At 39.6% G+C, this 20,414-nt stretch carries 22 protein-coding genes, 1 tRNA gene and 1 pseudogene; 10 read left to right on the forward strand and 14 right to left on the reverse strand.

Annotation, left to right across the window (positions count from 1 at the left end; all coding sequences use genetic code 11):
* Positions 1-336: 336 nt before the first annotated feature.
* A complete protein-coding gene (gene mltD, locus I3B46_RS03680; RefSeq protein WP_004927077.1) occupies positions 337-1,674 on the reverse strand; it encodes a murein transglycosylase D in 1,338 nt (445 codons plus the stop codon).
* Between the two features lie 78 nt (positions 1,675-1,752).
* Positions 1,753-2,508 (reverse strand): hydroxyacylglutathione hydrolase, encoded by a 756-nt coding sequence (gloB, locus tag I3B46_RS03685; protein WP_014656763.1) that lies wholly within the window; start codon positions 2,506-2,508, stop codon positions 1,753-1,755.
* A 33-nt stretch (positions 2,509-2,541) separates the two neighbouring features.
* Here gloB and I3B46_RS03690 point away from each other — a divergent pair, with 33 nt between their 5' ends.
* Positions 2,542-3,267, forward strand: coding sequence for a class I SAM-dependent methyltransferase (locus I3B46_RS03690; RefSeq protein ID WP_053110025.1), 726 nt, complete (start codon positions 2,542-2,544; stop codon positions 3,265-3,267).
* A gap of 78 nt (positions 3,268-3,345) precedes the next feature.
* Here the strand turns inward: I3B46_RS03690 and rnhA are convergent, their stop codons facing one another.
* Positions 3,346-3,816, reverse strand: coding sequence for a ribonuclease HI (gene rnhA, locus I3B46_RS03695; RefSeq protein WP_104872987.1), 471 nt, complete (start codon positions 3,814-3,816; stop codon positions 3,346-3,348).
* A 54-nt stretch (positions 3,817-3,870) separates the two neighbouring features.
* Here rnhA and dnaQ point away from each other — a divergent pair, with 54 nt between their 5' ends.
* Together dnaQ and I3B46_RS03705 are read left to right on the forward strand one after the other, a co-directional pair.
* Complete coding sequence (dnaQ, locus tag I3B46_RS03700) at positions 3,871-4,632, forward strand: DNA polymerase III subunit epsilon (RefSeq protein WP_004927092.1); 762 nt, start codon at positions 3,871-3,873, stop codon at positions 4,630-4,632.
* A 114-nt stretch (positions 4,633-4,746) separates the two neighbouring features.
* Positions 4,747-4,823: transfer RNA gene (locus I3B46_RS03705), tRNA-Asp, on the forward strand.
* 198 nt (positions 4,824-5,021) lie between these two features.
* Here I3B46_RS03705 and I3B46_RS03710 read toward each other — a convergent pair.
* From I3B46_RS03710 to I3B46_RS03755, 10 genes and pseudogenes are all read right to left on the reverse strand, one after another.
* Positions 5,022-6,440: a hypothetical protein gene (locus I3B46_RS03710; protein ID WP_004927095.1), complete on the reverse strand. Its 1,419-nt coding sequence runs from the start codon at positions 6,438-6,440 to the stop codon at positions 5,022-5,024.
* Positions 6,441-6,565: 125 nt separating this feature from the next.
* Positions 6,566-6,961, reverse strand: coding sequence for a hypothetical protein (locus I3B46_RS03715; RefSeq protein ID WP_231405890.1), 396 nt, complete (start codon positions 6,959-6,961; stop codon positions 6,566-6,568).
* Positions 6,962-6,967: 6 nt separating this feature from the next.
* On the reverse strand, positions 6,968-7,180 hold the full coding sequence (locus tag I3B46_RS03720) for a hypothetical protein (RefSeq protein WP_230088463.1): 213 nt from the start codon (positions 7,178-7,180) through the stop codon (positions 6,968-6,970).
* Between the two features lie 97 nt (positions 7,181-7,277).
* Positions 7,278-7,598, reverse strand: coding sequence for a hypothetical protein (locus I3B46_RS03725; RefSeq protein WP_040132871.1), 321 nt, complete (start codon positions 7,596-7,598; stop codon positions 7,278-7,280).
* 93 nt (positions 7,599-7,691) lie between these two features.
* A complete protein-coding gene (locus I3B46_RS03730; protein WP_004927112.1) occupies positions 7,692-8,426 on the reverse strand; it encodes an outer membrane protein in 735 nt (244 codons plus the stop codon).
* Between the two features lie 627 nt (positions 8,427-9,053).
* Positions 9,054-9,890: a DUF932 domain-containing protein gene (locus I3B46_RS03735; RefSeq protein WP_004927116.1), complete on the reverse strand. Its 837-nt coding sequence runs from the start codon at positions 9,888-9,890 to the stop codon at positions 9,054-9,056.
* Between the two features lie 101 nt (positions 9,891-9,991).
* The gene (locus tag I3B46_RS03740) at positions 9,992-10,426 is read right to left on the reverse strand and encodes an antirestriction protein (protein WP_004927121.1); all 435 of its coding nucleotides are present in this window, start codon (positions 10,424-10,426) and stop codon (positions 9,992-9,994) included.
* Between the two features lie 240 nt (positions 10,427-10,666).
* Positions 10,667-11,092, reverse strand: a complete 426-nt coding sequence (locus tag I3B46_RS03745) for an antirestriction protein (RefSeq protein ID WP_004927124.1) — start codon at positions 11,090-11,092, stop codon at positions 10,667-10,669.
* A 91-nt stretch (positions 11,093-11,183) separates the two neighbouring features.
* Positions 11,184-12,056: a GTPase family protein gene (locus tag I3B46_RS03750; RefSeq protein WP_004924756.1), complete on the reverse strand. Its 873-nt coding sequence runs from the start codon at positions 12,054-12,056 to the stop codon at positions 11,184-11,186.
* Between the two features lie 230 nt (positions 12,057-12,286).
* Positions 12,287-12,525 (reverse strand): annotated as a pseudogene (locus tag I3B46_RS03755) (IS6 family transposase); the annotation flags it as partial.
* Between the two features lie 598 nt (positions 12,526-13,123).
* Between I3B46_RS03755 and I3B46_RS03760 the strand changes: the two are divergent.
* The 7 genes from I3B46_RS03760 to I3B46_RS22270 all read left to right on the forward strand — a co-directional run bounded on the left by I3B46_RS03760 (position 13,124) and on the right by I3B46_RS22270 (position 19,037).
* Entirely contained in the window at positions 13,124-13,369 is a 246-nt protein-coding gene (locus I3B46_RS03760) for a helix-turn-helix domain-containing protein (RefSeq protein WP_042117387.1), read from the forward strand.
* Between the two features lie 406 nt (positions 13,370-13,775).
* Complete coding sequence (locus tag I3B46_RS03765) at positions 13,776-14,552, forward strand: fimbria/pilus periplasmic chaperone (protein WP_004927133.1); 777 nt, start codon at positions 13,776-13,778, stop codon at positions 14,550-14,552.
* 2 nt (positions 14,553-14,554) lie between these two features.
* Positions 14,555-17,053, forward strand: a complete 2,499-nt coding sequence (locus I3B46_RS03770; protein WP_163761918.1) for a fimbria/pilus outer membrane usher protein — start codon at positions 14,555-14,557, stop codon at positions 17,051-17,053.
* 8 nt (positions 17,054-17,061) lie between these two features.
* Complete coding sequence (gene afaD, locus I3B46_RS03775) at positions 17,062-17,478, forward strand: AfaD family invasin (protein ID WP_121875207.1); 417 nt, start codon at positions 17,062-17,064, stop codon at positions 17,476-17,478.
* A 75-nt stretch (positions 17,479-17,553) separates the two neighbouring features.
* Positions 17,554-18,072, forward strand: a complete 519-nt coding sequence (locus tag I3B46_RS03780; RefSeq protein WP_163761919.1) for a hypothetical protein — start codon at positions 17,554-17,556, stop codon at positions 18,070-18,072.
* Between the two features lie 37 nt (positions 18,073-18,109).
* A complete protein-coding gene (locus tag I3B46_RS03785; RefSeq protein WP_163761920.1) occupies positions 18,110-18,622 on the forward strand; it encodes a hypothetical protein in 513 nt (170 codons plus the stop codon).
* A gap of 286 nt (positions 18,623-18,908) precedes the next feature.
* Positions 18,909-19,037, forward strand: a complete 129-nt coding sequence (locus I3B46_RS22270; RefSeq protein ID WP_255425050.1) for a hypothetical protein — start codon at positions 18,909-18,911, stop codon at positions 19,035-19,037.
* Between the two features lie 52 nt (positions 19,038-19,089).
* Here I3B46_RS22270 and I3B46_RS03790 read toward each other — a convergent pair.
* Positions 19,090-20,165 (reverse strand): IS3 family transposase gene (locus tag I3B46_RS03790; protein WP_395756063.1). Its coding sequence is split into 2 segments (ribosomal slippage): positions 19,090-19,916 and positions 19,916-20,165, totalling 1,077 coding nucleotides; the frame shifts between segments, so codons are not numbered across the junction.
* Positions 20,166-20,414: the final 249 nt, after the last annotated feature.

Here is a 20,414-nt window from a genome sequence, read left to right on the forward strand (position 1 = left end):
TATAGCACTTTTATTACATAAGTCACCACCTGACCGCGGTTTTTTTTCAAAAATAAAGCAGGATAAAGGACTTATAGTGCTATTTATATCAATTAAGCGCAGTTTTAAAGGAGTTTTATATCCAATTAGAGATACTTTTCGTTTGTTTACAAAAAATAACGATGATTTTAACTTAAAAACGATATGCAAAATAATTTGAAGAGGTTTTTTTAACAAAATAGAGAAAAGATTAACGGTAATTGAATATGATACCAATATTGATAAGCATAATTAATTTTTAATACCAAATAAGTAATACCTACCGATTAATCGGTAGGTACATGACAGAGACTTATTTTATAAGTAGAGGTTCAATGTGACACCAGGTTTTAGATCTGCCATTTTGACACCTGAATTCCAACTCATTAAATCATTGAGTTTGATCCCATGCCTTTTGGCTATGCTGTAATAAGAGTCACCTTTCTTCACTCTATAAGTTTTGGTTTTACGACTATTGGCAGTAGGGGCTGAACCTTTTATCTTAAGGGTTTGGCCCGGATAGATAGTGGCCGTTTTCATTCCATTAAGCCGTTTTATCTCTTTACTTGTCGTATTGAATTTTTTGGCAATACTTGCAACCGATTCCCCTTTAGCCACTTTATAAGTGAAATTATTGGCGGGTTGGGTTGATCTCTGATGCTGATTTTTAGCCACAGCGAGACGGATATTATCTAAAACAGCTTGGTCAGAAAGTGATACTTTTAATTGCTCCGCTTTTGCTGTCGGTAACATAATATAATGTGGGCCATTAGGTGATGTTACACCACGCTTATAGCCAGAATTATAAATTTTCAGCGACTCTTCCGAAATACCTGTTAGCTCGGCAGCTTGGGTTAATGTAATTTGCTGCCCAACATCGACTTGAGTTAACGCTCTATTTCGGTTACTACGCGGTAATTTAATTTGATATTTTTCAGGTGCTCTTAATATTTGGCTAAGTGCTAATATTTTAGGCACATATTGTTTTGTTTCTTTAGGTAAAGATAACGACCAGAAATCAGTTGGCAACCCAGCTTCTTCATTCTTCTTAATCGCATTCAGTACACAGCCTTCACCGCAGTTATAAGCGGCTAAGGTTAATTCCCAATCATGTCCAAACATGATATTTAAATTTTCGAGCAAATCAAAAGCAGCCTTAGTCGATGTGACTAAGTCACGGCGCTCATCGACCCATTGATCTTGTTTTAAGCCATAAGAGCGTGCGGTGATAGGAACAATTTGCCACAATCCTGCCGCCTGTGCAGGTGAGGTTGCTTTTGGATTGAATGAACTTTCTATGATTGGAATCAGGGCCAATTCCATGGGTAAGTTACGATTATCGATTTCGTCCACGATCCAGTACATATAAGGTTCGGCCCTTAATGTGACGTCGTAGAGAAAACTTTGTTTTGTATAGTAATTACTTGCCTGTTCCCTGATGATAGCATTATCAGGTATATCCATCTTCAGCTCATCACTGATATAACCCCAAAGGTCGTTATCTACCGTTGAGATTTGTCTGCTTGCTGCCTGATTATGTGGAGCAACGGTTTCTATAGTGTGGTTTGCTGAAGACCTGTTCTGCTTGGTTTGTTGAGGCGAAGATTGGCATCCGGCCAGCAGAACAATGGCGATAATAGTCGCTATTGTCTTCATTGTGTCTTGGTTCTTTGTTGTATGTGTAAAAGTCGAACAATAATACTTATCCGACACAAAGAAGACAATAATTAAACGTTAATAATGATCTTTTAATTGACGTAGAACGGTAAAAACAGCTCTAAGTGGTGGGTTAGCTTGATTTATATTTAATTTTCTTTGCAATTGTGCATTATCACACTGTAAAAAAATATTCACTTTTCGTTCTGTTTTTAGTGTGGTAGGTACAGTTGGTTGATTTTTGTTTCGCTTAGCGGCAACCTCTTCTTGATATTGGCTAATTTGCGTGTTTTCAGGCCAAATATGGTGAGCGAATTTCAAATTAGATTGAGTATATTCATGGGCACAACAAATTAATGTGTCATCAGGGAGAGCAGCAATTTTCTGAATGGATTGATACATTTGCTCCGGTGTACCCTCAAATATCCTTCCACACCCAGCAGAAAACAGGGTATCGCCACAAAATAGATAAGGGGCTTGATAAAAAGCAATATGACCAAGGGTATGTCCAGGTAAGCCAATAACATCAAAATTAAAATCGTTAATTTTGACACTATCACCTTGCTCAACGATTTGTGTTGCTCCTTTAACTTGAGTCTCTTGAGGCCCAAAAACAGGTAGGTTACTGAAGTTTTTCAGAATACCTTTTACACCACCAGTATGGTCATTGTGATGATGGGTCAGTAAGATAGCCGTTGGGGTAAGCTTTTTTTGCGCCAATATTTCGAGGACTGGCTCTGACTCCGCGGGGTCAACAATGATACACTGTTGGTTATTATCAGACAGAATCCAAATATAGTTATCATTTAAAGCAGGGACTCGTATTAACTCCATAATGACCTCTCTATTTTGATTAAGGGGAATTTGATGAAGCCAGCGCGTATTGAAAAAAAGTTCCAGATGCCTGTGAGTTGGTCTGATATTCCTTTTGGGGAACACTATCGCCAAGCGTTGCAATATCAGCTTCGCCCTTGGTGGCCAAAAATATTTGGCTTTCATTTGCTTAAGCTTGGGCACCTCAGTACTGAGGTCGATACCGAAGAGTGTATGGTATCGCATCAGTTTTGTTTGGGGAATGGTGACCCTCGTTTTCAAGTTATCGCTGAACCACAAGCGCTTCCCTTTACGGCCAAATCAATCGACGCATGCCTAATTTCACACATGTTGGCATATAGCCATGACCCCCATTGGGTATTGCGTGAAGTTGACCGTGTGCTCGTTGATGATGGCTGGCTAATTATTTCTGGCTTTAACCCATTTAGCTTATTAGGGATCGGTAAAATGGTGCCGTTCCTTCGTAAACAGCAACCTTATTGTAGCCGTCTTTTTCCTACGTTAAGGGTATTTGATTGGCTTAGTGTATTGAATTATGAAGTACTTTACCATCGCAATTGTCAGGTGTTTCCATGGCATGGCCCTGAAAATTGGTTAAATCAGCGCATAAAAGGGGTAGGTACTTTAAATGTGATTGTTGCGAGAAAGCGAACTTACCCTCTAACTCCGACATTGCTCAAATTTAAACAACCGAAAGTTAAAATAGGCACTGCACTGGGGGCAACAAAGCGTATTTCTGATAGCACCAAAAAATTATAAATTTCAGCGATAAACACGCGATATGAATTAAGGCCTACACTGTGTGGGCAAATGTAGGCAAGTTGGGATTGAACCCGTTTAATCTTGTGTAGGTTGGTAACCTGTATCTTCTTTTGTTGGTGATTCAGCCGCTTGGCGTGCGAGTTCATCACATTTTTCATTTTCCGGATGGCCTGCATGGCCTTTTACCCAACGCCAATCAATTTTATGGCGAGCGATAGCCGCATCTAAGCGTTTCCAGAGGTCAACATTCACTACCGGAGACTTATCTGCTTTACGCCAATGACGACGCTTCCAATTGTGGATCCATTGTGTGATCCCTTGGCGAACATATTGGCTATCGGTGGTTAAAATAATATCACATGGTCGTTTTAACGATTCAAGGGCAACAATAGCAGCAAGTAGCTCCATACGGTTATTGGTTGTCATAAAAAAACCTTCATTGAGTGTCTTTTCATGCTGTTGGTAACGAAGAAGAATGCCATAACCACCTGGACCTGGATTACCCAGACAGGAACCATCAGTGAAAATTTCTACCTGCTTTGTCATTTCTGTTAAACTCTACCTTATTCATCAATCTCTAGTTTGACACAAAAATCCATTATGAGCACGGCGATAACCAGACAAATTGTCCTCGATACTGAAACCACAGGTATGAACAAACTGGGCGTTCATTATGAAGGCCATAACATTATTGAAATTGGAGCCGTCGAGGTTATCAATCGTAGGCTGACGGGGCGCAATTTTCACGTCTATATAAAACCTGATCGTCTCGTGGACCCTGAAGCTTTTGAGGTTCATGGTATCAGTGATGAGTTTTTACAAGATAAACCCGTGTTCGCTGATATTGCCGATGAGTTTATTGAGTTTATTCGTGGAGCAGAGCTGATTATCCATAACGCCCCCTTTGATATTGGCTTCATGGATTACGAATTTAGCAAATTGAATAAAGATATACCGCCAACGGCCGATTTTTGCCAAATAACGGATAGTTTAGTGATGGCTCGGCAAATATTTCCCGGTAAACGGAATAACTTGGATGCGTTGTGTGATCGCTATTTGATTGATAATACGAAACGAACTCTCCATGGGGCTTTGCTCGATGCCGAGATACTGGCTGATGTCTATTTAGCGATGACTGGTGGACAGACGTCTTTGGCTTTTTCAATGGAAGCAGATACTTCAAACGAAAGTTATGTTGAAGAAGTACAACGGATAGACCGTCCTGTCAGTGGGTTAAGGGTACTTTATGCGACGGATGAAGAGCTGATTGAACATGAAAAGCGGCTAGATATCGTCGATAAAAAAGGTGGTAAGCCTTGTCTCTGGCGTCAATCGCCTGAGGAAGGGGAGACGGTTCATTAGCAGTTATTCGCTTTTAAGGCTAAAAACTGTTCAAATGCACGTTTTTTCAAGAAAAAGTATTGACTGTTATTGAAAGTATTCGTAATATGCATCGCGTTCCCAAGGGGAATGTTCGGAGCGGTAGTTCAGTTGGTTAGAATACCTGCCTGTCACGCAGGGGGTCGCGGGTTCGAGTCCCGTCCGTTCCGCCACATTATAACGCCATGCTATTGATTAGCATGGCGTTTTTGCTTTTGGGCTTTATGAGTATGCCATCCAGTATGCCATTTTATTTTGGTTTCCTTACTACTATTTTGGTTTGTATTGGACGTTATGCGCTATTTTAAGTGCTTCGCTCACAAGGATAACTTGATACGAAGTGCTCTTGGCTATCAAGTTATCCTACTTTATTATTGGGCAGAGATCGGTGGAAGGCGGAACGGGTCGTCCATTGCCATGTAATCATCTACATTATCAATATTACGCAATGAACCAGCTATGAGTTGACTCATATCCAGAGACTGTATACTGATAACCTCACCGTCTTTTGTTTCTTCAATCAATTGCTTCTCTTTTAAAAAGTAGCTATTAGTACCTTTGTTGTATTCCCAGACAATTTTTTCAATGCCTTTATCGGGATACTGTTGAAGGTAATGTTTTACGGTATTTTCAGCCGCTAACTTAGCTTGAGTATCGATGATTTTATTCTGTTCCTCTGGCGCTAGGCTGTTGAGTTTCTCTTGGTATTCCTGCATTTTTTGTGTGAGTTCGGTAATTTCTTGTTGGACCACTGAATTTTTGATACTCAGCATTGCATCGCTCATCGTTGTTAACGTGTTATCTAATGCTTGCCACTCTTCTCTAATCGGTTTTTCACAATGTATTGTTGCATTATTTCTCAGTGTTTCAATATCTTGCTGATAACGGTTTGCTGATTCACTATCAACATATTGATATTCAGGGAAGCTAATTCGACTTTCACAGGTTTTTAAATGGTTTGGGTCAAATCGGATATAGCGCTCACTGGAGCGTTTACAATCCTCTTTTTCTCGTTGAAGGTATTGTGCTTTTTTGGTTTCTAGAAACGCCTTATCATTCCTCACGGTATCTTTGTAAATGGCTTTCTGCTTATCTAATTCCGCCGAAATACAATGTGATGACATTCTGGATTTAGCCATATCAAGCATTTCCTGAATACGTGTTTTTACTTCAGGGTGGTGAAAATACAAATAAAGTTCTTGATAATGTTGGTAATGATCAAAATTGATTATTGTCAGGTTATGAATAGTACTATTGGGAGGTATATGACGATTTGGAAGTGTTGAGATGACCTTTTGTATTTCTGGCCTATTTTTATTCTGTTGATAATAAGAGGAGAATGCGTCTTGTAATACCGCTTGCTCTATGGGGGATAGGGATTTGATGGCAAATAGATTACCAGAATATTGCTGTAACTTTTCTAACTGCTTAACGTCGGTGCTTAATTGATTAAGGCGATCATTGGCATTATCCCGTATTGACTGTGCTTGCTGTTGTAAAAATTGAGTCTCTTGCTCATAGGCTTTTGTATACAATGCCTGTCGTGCTTCTTCACTGTAATTGAAGTAACTTTTGCCTTTCTTGAGTTCACAGGTATAAATGACGTGTTGATGAACCGTATTCTCCGTTGACCAAGCAGTGGATTGACACACACCACGATAATCTAAGAGCTGTTGATACGTATACTGACTAAAACCTGAGGGCGACATATCTTTAACCTGTTGTATTGCATTGTCACAACCTGTTAATAAGAATGAAATAGGAAATAAAAATACACAGATATTTTTCATGCGACGTCCTTCTGATAAAGGTTGGATCGGCTCATTAAGATTGAGCCGATAGCGAAAATAAAATGGAGGTTAGTGAGAAATACCTCGATAATGCAGCGGATCACACTGAAAGTTGGTAAAGATTTTTAGCCTATTTTTTCATTTGGTTGAAATTTCCCAATCGGCTTATCATCAACATAAACCTCAAATTGGTCAGCCTTCATGATGGCTCGCGTGAAACTGTCCCACATATTGCCTTCACTACGTGTTTTGGTTTCCTCGGGAATGTAATAAGCTTCATCGTCAATGATAAAGGCGATATCGTGGGTATCAATAAGGGCTTCTCCGTGATAAACATAAACACCATTATCGGCTTCGTCATCGGCAGCAACATTACAGGCAATAATGACACTGAGATGTTTATCATTACTAATACCGTACTCCATATAGCCTTGTGCATAGGTTGCTGACCAATAATTGGGGATAGCGAATGCACTTAGCGAGCCACTCATGAGAACACAGGCAAATAGTATTTTTTTCATTTTCATTTAACCTCTGCGATGTCGGGAACAATATTGAAGCGCTTTGGCGGAATAACCGAGATATTGACGTTGTTCTTCGGTTAATGATTGGGCTGTATTGATTTTCGACGTCATAAATTGGGCCAGTTTATCTTCGGGAAATTTTTTAGTCAGAAGAGTGAATGCGCATTCACACTCCTGTTTATTAAAGGCATTACTGTTGTTAACACATTGATGCATAAAAACCTCTTTGGGCGACTCTGAACAACTGGTTATCAGGAATAAGCTTAAAAGAAGCAGATATAAACGAAATAGGTTGCGATTTTTCATTGGATATTCAGCCATAAAAGAAAGAGTACACAGGGATTAGCCCGACAAACCAGCCAATGACTTGAGGGCCGATAGCCCAAAAGAGCTTGGCTTGTATCAGCCCTATCGCACCTTCGCGTGTTGTGATGTAATCTGGCATAATCGCGAGTCGTATAGCATTACCGATAAACATGCCCAGCCCTGTTCCTAAGCCCATGACAACGAAAAACTTAATCCCTGCCCAAACACCGTAGATATGACCGGTAGGCGAAATCCAATTATAAACAACGACAATTGCGCTAATGACGAAAGCAATTAGCAGGTATTTAATAAAATAAGATGAGTTCATGTAACCACCTTTTTTAGGATGTAAAATAGCCAACATCAAAAAGCATGTTGGCTAGGTAAGTTGAGGGTAATCTATAAGGCTGAATGCCAGAGATTAGAATCGGTAAGTCAAACCAAGCATGATATCGTTGGCCTTCACTTTGATTTTCGAGGTGTTTTCACCATCGCCCACCGCTGTCGTGATGTCGGCTTTTCCAGCATCTAAATAGCGATAACTCAGACCCATATCCCAATCGTCATTGAGGGCATAGTTCACCCCCGCACCAACACTCCAGGCAAAGTTATTGGCGGTATGCGTGTGAGTATCATGCAAAGAGAGTCCTGGGGTATAAGCATCAGCGCGGGTGGTTTTAAAATCCACGGCCGCATAGCCTAGCCCGACAGAGATATACGGCGTGAAATTTGAGCTATTTTTAATGTCGTAATACCCATTGACCATTAACGTATTGAGTTTGATTTGGTTTTTAATATCACGAGTTTGATGTACGCCATTGCGCACACGGTCACGGATATTGTAGGTTGAACTCACTTTATCACGCGCCATAAATTCCAATTCAGCGCGAACAGGGATATCAAACTGATTGGAAAAGTCATAACCCAACGCAAGCCCACCGCCAAATACCCCCGTACGATGGCTATCTCCATTTTTGGTACCATTATCACCCGCATCAGCATAGCCGCTGTAGACAAATTGCTGACCTGACATCTGCATAATGGATGCGCCCATTTTACCCGTAACATAAAGCCCCGTTTTACTGTCATCTGTGTTAGCGAATGCCGGTAATGAAATGCACCCCATTAGGGCGGGAACAATAAACGCTTTTTTCATGATTGATTTCCTTTTAATCAATATCACATTAAGTATGGTTGAATCGCGTTATATCAGTGGAAGGCATGAAAGATTTGACTCAATCACCTTAATATCACTGACATAAAGATAATTTAGCGTGAGATAGTTTAACTTAATTGATCTGTTTTACCTATCAATAATTAAAATACGATCGATAATATCGATCATATCTATCAATAAACGGTTATCGATCGGCATAATCGATCAACTGTTGTTTTGGTGCTTAAATAAGAAAAAGAGTTGATGAGGGAGTTAGTCAAAATGGAAGGGAATAAAATGATGTTTAAAGAATGCTCTCCTTTATTGAATAGGTTAGTGTGCTCGATATTATCAAATACCAAAATACGGAATAAGTCTTTATGTTAGCGCTAACGCTTTATAAGCAACGCCGTTTACTCATGTTATAGATATGAAAACCGAACTCCGTTAAGACCCAATGGTTTGATGTATGCCAGTGGATTAAGCCTTTCTTCTCCAGCGAGTTGAGTGTCCTTTTGTTGCAGAGTGAGCCATAATTGACTTTCACATTACCCAAGGTTTTTAGTTGCCGTTCTGATAATTTCATCGCGTTCACCGTAAGATCCAATTATTTAACGTATACTGTGGCTATAGTTGTTCGCGTCCAGCAAAATGAGCATGCATTTGTTCTGTCAGTACCCACAACGCTTTATTGAGCTTAATATCCCCATCAATTCCATTCACTGAACGCGTGCGAGCGCGTTTACCTTTAGCATTCCTGCCTGATAATCCTCCCTTGATTAAATTTTCCTGCAAACGTTGGTACACTGTCCAAAGATCGTCTTTTTTATCTTCAAAGCGGCGAGGTTGTAACACTTGGGCTTCAGTGATCGGTTGATGTTCTTCGCCATAACGATACATGAGAGCGGCTTGGGCGAAGATCTGTTGTGCTGGTGGCGGTAATAGTAAGGACTGCATTTGCTCACGTTTTTCAGCGATAGCATCAAACGTATCTAACACTTCGTAAGCCCCTTCAATCACTTTATCGACGACATTACCTTTATGGGGAACTCTGACCTCCCCAAAGGTATCGCCACAAACCAGCCCATTTTGACAAACATAGCGAAAAAAGCCAGGTAACATTTGATAACTGCTTGAACCATCATGGCTATTAAGTAAGATGATTTCAGGCACTTGGCTACCCGTAATTTGGTCATGACGTCGGAGCCGTAACATATGCTTAGTATGATCACGACGGCTGTCATCTCGCACACGAGTTTGGCATGCAAAGAACGGATAAAAACCTTCTTTTTGCAGGCTATCCAATAAGGTAATCGTAGGAATATACGTGTACTTTTCGCTACGAGATTCATGCTTTTCTTCAGAGAACACACTGGGTACGGTGCGAAATAACTCTTCGAGAGTTAACGGGCGGTCACGGCGAATGCTATTCGCCGCACCAAAGCGAGAAGCTAAACGAGACATAGGGGGCCTCCTCAGTGATAACACTGATAAATTAAAATAAGATAAAGGAAATAAGTGAGGTGATAAGCTGGTGGACGCTGTATTAAAGCGTTATCAATAACTTAGTCAATTAGGTGAAAGATTTGTGCTTGCTCGGGATGTTGCATCGCATAGTCACGAAGTTGGTAAAAATACTCTACCAGCACAGAACTCTCGGTTTTAAACGACCAGATGCTATACACCATTAGACAGACTGCGATACCGGCCGCTTCAGGGCTTAACTCAGCCTCGTTACCATTATGAGGGTTAAACATCGGCAAGGTGATTTCAATCATCTCAGGCCAGATAAAAGCCCCCCCATTCGATAACATGGTGAACTCCCAAAACGCGCCCTGATAGCGATGACAGAGCTTCGCCATCATGTTAAAAATATCGCCCTCGATACGTTGCCAATCGGGCACCGTCCCAAAGTAGAAACGCCAGAAGATATGACGGCCACTGGAGTGAACGAGATTGGTTTTGATAACAGTTGATTCTTGCTCTTGTAAGGTAAACATAATAGAACTCCAATTCAGTCGATATTGATAGACAGTAATAAGCAAAAAAGCCCTACACCTTGCGGTGCAGAGCTTTCTCGAAATGATAGGTATATTGAGTATCATTTTTAGTGACTCATTCTGATGATTGAGTCACTAAAATAATATAGATATAAAAATAAATGTAAGTTAATTAATGGGTTAGTCTGATGATGCTTTTATAATGAATCAGATAATACGAAGGCGTAAATAAGGACGTGGTTAATCGATTAGATTGAAAATGGCGGAACGTTCTGGGTGTTGCGCCGCATAATCACGCAATTGATAAAAGCGATCGACGAGGATGTCACTTTCCGTTTGAAATGACCATAAACTGTACATCATCAAACACACGGCAATACCTGCCGCTTCGCAACTGACGTTGGCTTCGTTACCGTTATGTGGGTTGAACAGCGTCAGTGTCTCTTGAGGTAAATCGGGATAAATAAAGGCGCCACCATTGGATAAGGTACAATATTCCCAATACCCGCCGTGGTAGTCATCACAAAACTGCCCCATAGTGGTAAAGATGACCACTTCAAAGGTGGTCCAGCCTTTCACACTCCCGAAGTGGTTGAGCCAAAAATCCAGGCGTTGTTCATTGGGGACGAGTGTCATTGCAATAACGGATTCAGTTGTATTATTCATCAGTTGATACTCCAAGAAAAAGAAATAAAAAAGCGTCAATCCCGTTAAGGACTGGCGCTTGATGTCATCAATGTTGTATTAATGTAAGAAGCTAAAAGAATATGCTCCACAGGGATTTAGCAACGGATACGATGCTATTTTTGACTGTATTCATCGTTCCTTTTATTAATGCAGGCAGGGGAAGGATATCTATCAGAGTATCGACGATATCACTGACGCATTGCCCAAAATCGTTACGTGCGGCGTTCTCCACGGATTGCGTCCGGTAAGCGCTGTTTAGTTGCCTAGCTACCCCGCTACTGGCTTGCGCCGGTAACGCCTGTATGAGTTGCTCTGCTAATTCAGTGAGTTGATAGTTTTCGACCGCAGAAACTGTTATCACAGGATGATGTGGCTTAAAGGCGGTTATGACGGCTTGTTGCTTTAATTTTAAGTTATAGGTCTGCTCTGAGGATGGTTGATGCTTGTATTCATCCCACTGGCGACAAGGCTCTATTTTATCGGCTTGGTTCAAGACAAATAGAAATTGATTAGGTTGGTAACCGCATTTCTTCGTGAGAAAGCGATAACACTGTTCATCAGAAGACCATGCTCGGTCATCGGCCTTGAGAACCCAAATGATTAAATCGAGTTCTGGTAATAAGTTGCGATAGAGCTGGTGGTACTCTTTATCTCGCTCAAGGCTTTCCCCCACACCGGGTAAATCAATAAAGGTGAGTGTATGGTTGTTCATCGTCATACTGAAGCGTTGCGCTTGGCGTGTGCAGCCGGAGACATCACTCACAGGCGATAGTTGGGATTGGAACAGCGCATTTAGCAGACTGGATTTTCCAGCCCCTGTTTTACCCATTAGACCAATGGTAGGGGAGTAATTGATGAGCTGACTGAGTTGGTTAAAAAATGATGTTTTAAATGAAAAGGGAAAGACTGCGAGAGCCTTCTCCAGTTCAATATGTTGATTCATACAAACTCCTTGAAAATAAAATTATCATTATTCAAGGTGATAATATATATTTGAAATTATTTTAAATTTTTCTTTTTAACTAACAGTATGAGTTCTTCAATGGGATCCCGTGGTAGATCAATTTGATCAATCATCGCCTCGATAATTTCGTTAATATTTTTATTATGATTTTTGGGTCATGTATTCAATCCGGTTGTTGAGAGTTTTGATTTGCCGTTGTTCCAAGTTATACCGTTAACTTTGACGTAGGTTTCATCGAGCTGCCAAGAGGAAACCGATCGAATGAATTGATATTTTTTGCATTTTTTACGGAGAATGGAGGCATACTCAATAAATCAACGATAAATCGTTGAGCGGTGAGCGTATCACTGACGTTGGCATAGCCTAATGTCGTAGAGCCATACCAACGCAAGCACCAAATGATGATCGGGGGAGCAAAATGTTTCCATTTAAGCTCATTCGATGGCATGGCCTATTTCTAATAAGACATAATCAATACTGTGAGTGTTTCTCACTTAGGTCATTTTTGCAACAAGCCCGTTTTAAGACACTATCAGACAAACCGTTCTTTAAGTCAAAATACCCCGTATTCCTCTGTGGAGCCATTTCATTTTGCTTTTTTTAATTCAGTTGAAACTAAGATTATTTTTATCTAAGAAAATGGTTGGTTAGATTTAAAGTGTAACAAAATGAAAAAAATAAAGACGTTTTATCACAAAATACAGGGAACGGTATTTTTAGAAGATTTCACCAATAAAAAAATCAATTACGCGCCATGCGGTAAAAATACTTGTGGATCAATCGGTTGAATACTCTCTGTGTGGGGGGGGGTTGCCTTTTGATCGATAAAATCGATCATTTATCAGTTGACGATAGCTGAAACCTATCAAATTTGACTTATTTGATCGTTATAATCGTTTTTACAATTGTTCAGAGTCTATTTATATTCAATTCACATTAATCGCAGCTGTTAAATAATTTTTAGCCTTGTTATCACTGAGTAACCAATAATGAATGGAGTTAATGTATGCGCTCTGAAAATGAAATTAACTGCACTCAGGATTTAAATAAAAAACTGGGGCTTTTTTTTAAGAGAAAATAGATTAAAGGTGAATTTGACAGGCAAAGAACTGGGGCGGCTGATGCATGTTAGTCAGCAACAAGTTTCTCGGTATGAAGCCGGTGTGACCAATTTGACAATCTCGCAATTAAATCAATATTTGATGGTGCTAGGTATTTCTTGGCAAGATCTTATTCGGAATGTGATTGAGGAATATAATTGGGAATTCATTTTTAATCGTCATTTACCCTGAATCACTAATTAATTTAAATATCGTTAATCATGCATGGTCATTAGGTCAACAATAGAGCGTCTTAATCTATTGTTGGTGGTCGTTATTTTTAAATGACGGAACGAAAATAAGAAAAAGAAAGTTTATAGAAATACACTTTTCTATCTTTGCCTGATTTCAATTAAACAATTAAATAATTAAATAATTAAATAATTAAACCGATATCGAGGGGGTTCTTACGTGCCTTTGTTGCGTGTTCACGCAGCCCGCCAAATGCGAATGAATACACAATGATGAAAAAGCGATAAGTAGTAATCAATAAGGTTGTATAACTCTTTAAGTGGGAGTGCGTTTTATACAACGGTATTTTAATAAAATACGGGTCTATTAAATTAGGCTGCTTAGTTTTTAAATGGGGTAATGTTTAATGAGTCATAAAAAGGTTAATAAAATTGTCATGTTATGGGTGGCTTTGTGTGTAACTCAGACATCTGTAGCAAATTCATCCCCAACTAATTTAGTTCATGAAACGCAAAAGTTCTCTGTGGAAACGGGCGCAACAAGAGTTATTTTTACGCCGAATTCTCAAGGTTCAACTTTAACGGTAACTAATCCGCAAACATACCCGATTTTAGTACAGTCGGAAGTGTTACAAGCAGATAAAGAAACAAAATCGTCTTTTGTTGTCACCCCACCGTTATTTAGATTGGATGGTGAGCAAAGTAATCGTATACGTATAATCAATACTGAAAAATTAGGTCCTGATGATAGGGAGTCATTGTATTGGTTATGTATAACGGGTATCCCACCAGAAATTGATTCGGATTGGGTGACCGAAGATGAAAAATCAAAACAATTGGACTCTGCCACGTTATTAACTCAGATGAGAATAAAATCGTGCATTAAGTTAATCGTTAGGCCTAAATCGATTGCTAATAAAACAGCACTAGATGTTGCATCATCAATTGAATGGATAAAAGAGGGTGAGCGTTTAAAAATACATAATCCAACACCTTATATTTTTAATTTTAAAGATATTAGTATTAATAATAAAAAAGTTAGCCTTCCTGACTCTGGGTATATCCTACCTTATAGCGATGCCACTGTGAGCGTTAAAGCTGTGGGTGATAGTACCGTTTCATGGCATTTAATTACCGATTTTGGTGGTGAAAGTAGAAAGTTTGAATCCAAAATAAAAGGGTAGTAATGATGAAATTTAAATTAAGCATATTCGCTTTAGCTATTTTATCATTTTCGTCATTTAATTATGCCCAGCAATATACATTTAATTCAAAATTAATAGAGGGGGTTGATGGTGACTCTATTGACCTCTCTTTATTTGAAGGTGGAGGGCAGTTGCCAGGGACTTACTTGGTTGATGTCCTGATTAATGGCAGGCAAGTTGGTACATCATATATCCGTTTTTCAAAATTGGATGAGGATGACGAAAAATCGCTCTTGGTTCCCTGTTTATCAAGTCTTCAGCTGGTGCAGTATGGTGTTGATATTCAGGAAACAGAATCCCAAGTTGAGCAAACGGAAGATGCATGCTTTGATATTGCCTCGTTATCTGGTGCTAATGCCCATTTTAATTTTAACGCCCTGACCCTTGAGTTAAGCGTTCCTCAAATTTATTTAAAGAAATCCACAAAAGGGATAGCGAATCCTGAATTATGGAATGAGGGAATAACGGCGTTTATTTTAAATTATAAAGCTACAACAACACATACTACGTATAAATCAAATGTTCGAGAATCAAATGATTCAACGTGGGTTCAACTTAATTCGGGATTGAATCTTGGTGCTTGGCGTATCAGGAATAACTCCACATGGAAAAATACAAAAAGTGATACCAATCAATGGGAGAATATTGCTTTATATGCGGAGCGTGGATTATATAGCTTAAAGAGTCGCTTAACGTTGGGCGAACGTTATACCTCAGGTGATGTGTTTGATAGTGTTCCATTTCGAGGGGGCATGCTGGCTACGGATGATAAAATGTCACCCTCTAGTCAGTATCAATATTCCCCAGTAGTGAGAGGTGTTGCACGAACGCAAGCGCGTGTGGAAGTGAAACAAAATGGTTACACTATTTATGATGGTGTTGTGGCACCGGGTCCATTTGAGTTAAATGATTTATCGGTGAGTGGGGCCTCGGGCGATATTACGGTGACGGTTTGGGAAACGGACGGTGCTCCTCAGGAGTTTGTTATCCCCTATCAAGCACCTGCGGTTTCAGTTAAGGAAGGCTACCTTCGTTATAGTGTCATGTCAGGTCAATACCGGCCGAGTGATGACAATATAAAAAAGCAAGCGTTGGCTCAAGGGACCGCAATTTATGGTTTGCCTTGGGATATGACGGTTTTTACCGGAATACAGTTAGCGGAGCATTACCAATCACTGTTGTTAGGTGTTGGTAAGACGTTAGGGAATTTTGGTGCTTTGTCGGTTGATATCACCCAAAATCACAGCCAACGTTGGGGCCATGACACTCAAGATGGTCATTCTTTACAATTTCGTTACAACAAAGAATTTGACAGTAATACTCAGCTATCTTTAGCCAGTTACCAATATGACAGCAAAGGGTTCGACTCATTATCAGATACCTTAAATACATATACAAAAAACGGTTGGAAAAACAATGAATCTTCTAGCTATAAACAAAAAAGCCGTTTTGCGGTCACCTTGAATCAAGGGTTAGCTGAGTGGGGAAATATTTCGGCATCAGGTTATCGAGATGATTATTGGGATCGTTCTGGCTCCGATAATACTTACAATATAAGCTATTCTGTTTTAATCCGAAATGTAACAGCGTCACTGAATTGGCAGAAAACGCAATATACGAGAGAAAATGGACGTTCTAGTAATGATAATATCATCAGTGTTTGGCTAAGTGTGCCATTAGATGAATGGGTCGGCGGGAGTACCCGAGTATCTTATCGTTACACGGAACCGTCCAATGGTGGGGATACCCATGCGGTAGGGTTATCAGGTAATGCTTATGAGCAACGCTTGAATTGGAATATAAGTCAACAATACAAAACTAATTCGGCAGAAAACTCAAATAATGGAATGTTGAATCTTCAATGGCGAGGAGCATCAGGGCAGATAAATTCCAATTACAGCTACAGCAATCACTATAATCAAACGGGGATTGGTGTCAGTGGCAGTGTGGTGGCACATAGGGATGGTATTACATTGTCTCAACCATTTGAAGGGACGGCTGCGCTCATTGAAGCACCGGGGGCCGCAAATGTTAAAGCCAGTAGTTTACCTGGGATTGAAACGGACGGAAGAGGTTATGCGATTCAGCCATATTTAATTCCTTATCAGGAAAATACGATTACGCTTAACCCTGCGAGTTTTTCGTCGGACATTGATGTTAAAAATACCAATACTAAAGTGGTACCAACGGAGGGGGCGGTTATCCCTGCCAAATTTATAACCCAAATTGGTGCTAAAGCTTTATTTAATTTGAAATTTAAAAATGGCAAAGTCGTTCCCTTTGGGACGCTAGTGACAGTTGATAATCGTTTGGGGATCAATGGTATTGTCGGGGAACAAGGTAATTTGTATTTATCGGGTATTCCTGAAGAAGGTCTATTACAGATTAAATTAAAAAATGAGGTATGTTCAGTTAAGTATCAATTACCGCCTAAGAAGAACAATGATATTTATTATCAGTTAAGCGCAATTTGTCAGTAAGGAAAAAGATGAAAATAAATAAAATTATCCTGTCCTTCGTTCTCCTAGGATGGGGGGGAGCAACAAGTGCTTTATCCTTAAATATTAGACCTGTTGATGGATTAAAATCAGGGGTTATTACCGATGGGACGTTACTGGCGAAAGGCGAGATTTCTGATAATGGCGATTATTGTGGATTTAAAATATGGAGTGATGCTCCATTAAATAATGGCAGGTCACAACGCTATCGTTTATTTTCATCAGGTAAGCAATTGAATATACGTTTAAGTGCCCCAGAATTAATTCATGATGAATTAAATAAAATTAGCATTATAAAGAGCAAAAATAAAACGGAACTCTTTGAGATTGTCTCTGATGGAACACAAAAAATATCGTCTGCATCATGGGAAATTATATTAAACGGTTCTGTATTGAAGTGTCAGTAATATTTTAGTTTTTTTGTACCTATCGCACATTATTCTATTTTGGAATGGTGCATATATAAATAAAGGAAAGTAGAAATGAAATTGAAAAAAGTCAATGGGTTTAAATTATTATTAGGTGTTGCGGCAATCGCAATGAGTTCACAGGCGGCATTAGCAGCGGGTATTGCGAGTGATATCTTCACTGGAACAGCCAATGCGACTTATGCGTTGGGGCAAGGGCCACAACTCACTATTACCCCTGTAGACAATCTAAGAGCTGGGGAATGGACAACACCTGATGCTCCTATTGCTAGCTTCAGCGTTTCAAATCTAGATGGGCACGATCACTATGCCATTAGATGGACACCGGGAACATTTACTTCAATGGGAGCAGAAGTTTCTAAGAATGCAGCTATTCTCTCTGGAAAAAATAATCCAAATAATAAACTTCGAGCTTTCTTTTATGCGGGCGACGGTTCTTGGTCAAATTCTGCGCCAGAGTGGTTCGTTTATCCATCATCAGTGACCACTGATACTATTGGAGCTTTGATAGGCCAGGAGATTAATGCGGACACTTATGTTGTGTCATTAGATGCTGCATTTTGGGCTTTATAAGTTATTACAATTAATTTGAATATTTAAGAGAGTATGTATGAAAAAGTTAAAAGTCGCTTTATTGGCATCTATTATTGCATTTGTATCAACAGGTTCAGCTATTGCAGATGAAATTGATTCTGAGGTTGTAACAGCAACGGCCGATGTGATTTTTACAGCTAGGGGAACGGCTTCAGTTACATTAACCGCGAGTGATGATCTTGTTGCTGGTCCGCAAACTGCAGGTACACAGGTTGCGACGGGCTTAGCTAAAGCGACAGAAAGTTCAGTGGCGATCCGCTGGACTCCGGCATCTGGTACAGTAACGCCAGAAAATGAGTTAAGCACAATCATTCAAGTTAAGGGAACGAATAATCCGACTCATATTGCTAACTTTGTGTTAGTACCAGACGCTTCGGCAGGACAAATGAGTAATGGTGGCAACGGTTGGATTGTTCCTACAAATGAAGATACATCAAAATTGAATTTCACCGTTCAACAACATGATACAGCAGTTGTCGCGGGGGATACTTATGTATTGTCTGTTGACGCAGCTGTGTGGGCATATTAATACTATAATATAAATAGATTAATTTAAATTAGAAAGGTGTTAGTTTGAATTGTTGTGATTTAAGCTAACACCATTCTTATTTTTTTAGCCTAATTAAATAATAATATTATGCAGTGATAGGTCTTTACTTAATACCTTGTAGTATTAAAAACTCACTCAACAATTGGTAAAGAATACAGAATAGAACAGATTGTATTTGTGGTTTATCAATATGTGAAGATTAATAAGAGAAAATTTTTGTCATAAATATAAATCTGCTTTTTATTGAATGTCATGGGCTTAACGTATGAAAAAAAATGTCTTTATTTCTTTTATTGTCACCGGAAAAATGGCTGCTGATACAAAATTAAAAAAAACAAAAAGAAGGCCTGTTTTAATTGTTTTCTCATGTTTTTTGGGCTTGTTGCAAAAATGACTTAGAATCTATGTAAATACCCCATTTATAACACAGTCATCTCGTAGAATATTTATGCCGCACTTCGGTACTCAAATGGCGTCATGTCATTGAGTGAATCGTGCGGCCGTTCGTTGTTGTATAGCTCAATCCAGTCTTCGGTTATTTGCTTCACTTCGTTCAGGTTGTTGAAAATGTAGCAATTGAGTACATCATCGCGATAAGTTCGGTTAAATCGTTCAATGTATGCGTTTTGATATGGGCAACCGGGTTTAATGTAATCAATCATAATGTCATGTGTTTTTGCCCAATTTACAAACACTTCCGAGGTGAATTCGCTGCCATTATCAACCCGAATTTTCTCAGGGTAACCGTGCCACTCAGCAAGTTGGTCAAGATAGCGTATGACACGCAATGACGGCATGCTGGTCGCAATATCAATACCTAAAACTTCGCGGTTAAAGTCATCAATAACGTTAAATGTGCGGAACCTGACTTTGTTGTGCAAGCTGTCATTCATAAAGTCCATTGACCAAGATTTTCCCAATGCATTCGGTGCAGCTAACGGCTCTGGGTTACGGTTGGGCAGTCGCTTTTTGCCTTTGCGTCGCAGGTTCAGTTTTAGCTCCTTATAAACGCGATAAACACGTTTGTGGTTCCAACTGTGGCCTAGCTTTCGAAGGCGTTTAAAGCACTTCGGGAACCCCCACCGATAATGCTTGTCGATTAAAGCATTCAAGGCATCAATGATTTCGTCATCATTGGTCAGCTTTGGCTCGTAATAGCAAGCGGTACGACTGATACCAACCACATGACAGCACTTCACTACGCTTGCGTTATACTGCACCTGTAACTCGTGTGCCCAGACTTTCCGTTCTGCCACAGGCGCTAGAGCTTTTTTATGATGTCTTCTTGCATCTGTGACTTGAGACTCAACTCAGCATACATCTGCTTAAGTCGACGGTTCTCTTCTTCAAGCTCTTTCAAGCGGCGCACATCTGACGCTTCCATACCGCCGTATTTTTCGCGCCATTTATAAAACGTTGAATTACTGATGCCGTACTTACGACAAATATCTTTCACCGGCATACCCGCTTCGGCTTCTTTTAAAATCGCCACAATCTGGCTTTCAGTCATGCGTTTGCTCATCGTAAAACTCCTTTGTTTTAGTTTACAAGAAATTCTACGAGTGAGCTGTATTATTTTACGGGATAGTTACACTTTTATTTCAATTTGTAATATTTATTTTCAATCAAGTGAATATCGTATTACTACAAAATCGAAAATAAAATGAAAACCAAATTACTCACCCCCGCGATGTGTTTATTTTTAATTCCTATTAAACAATTAGTTATATGCATTTTGGATGATTTCACAAGTCTCTTTGATCTATATTTG

This window comes from Providencia sp. 2.29 (assembly GCF_015832305.1).
In the GTDB taxonomy this organism is placed as follows: domain Bacteria; phylum Pseudomonadota; class Gammaproteobacteria; order Enterobacterales; family Enterobacteriaceae; genus Providencia; species Providencia stuartii.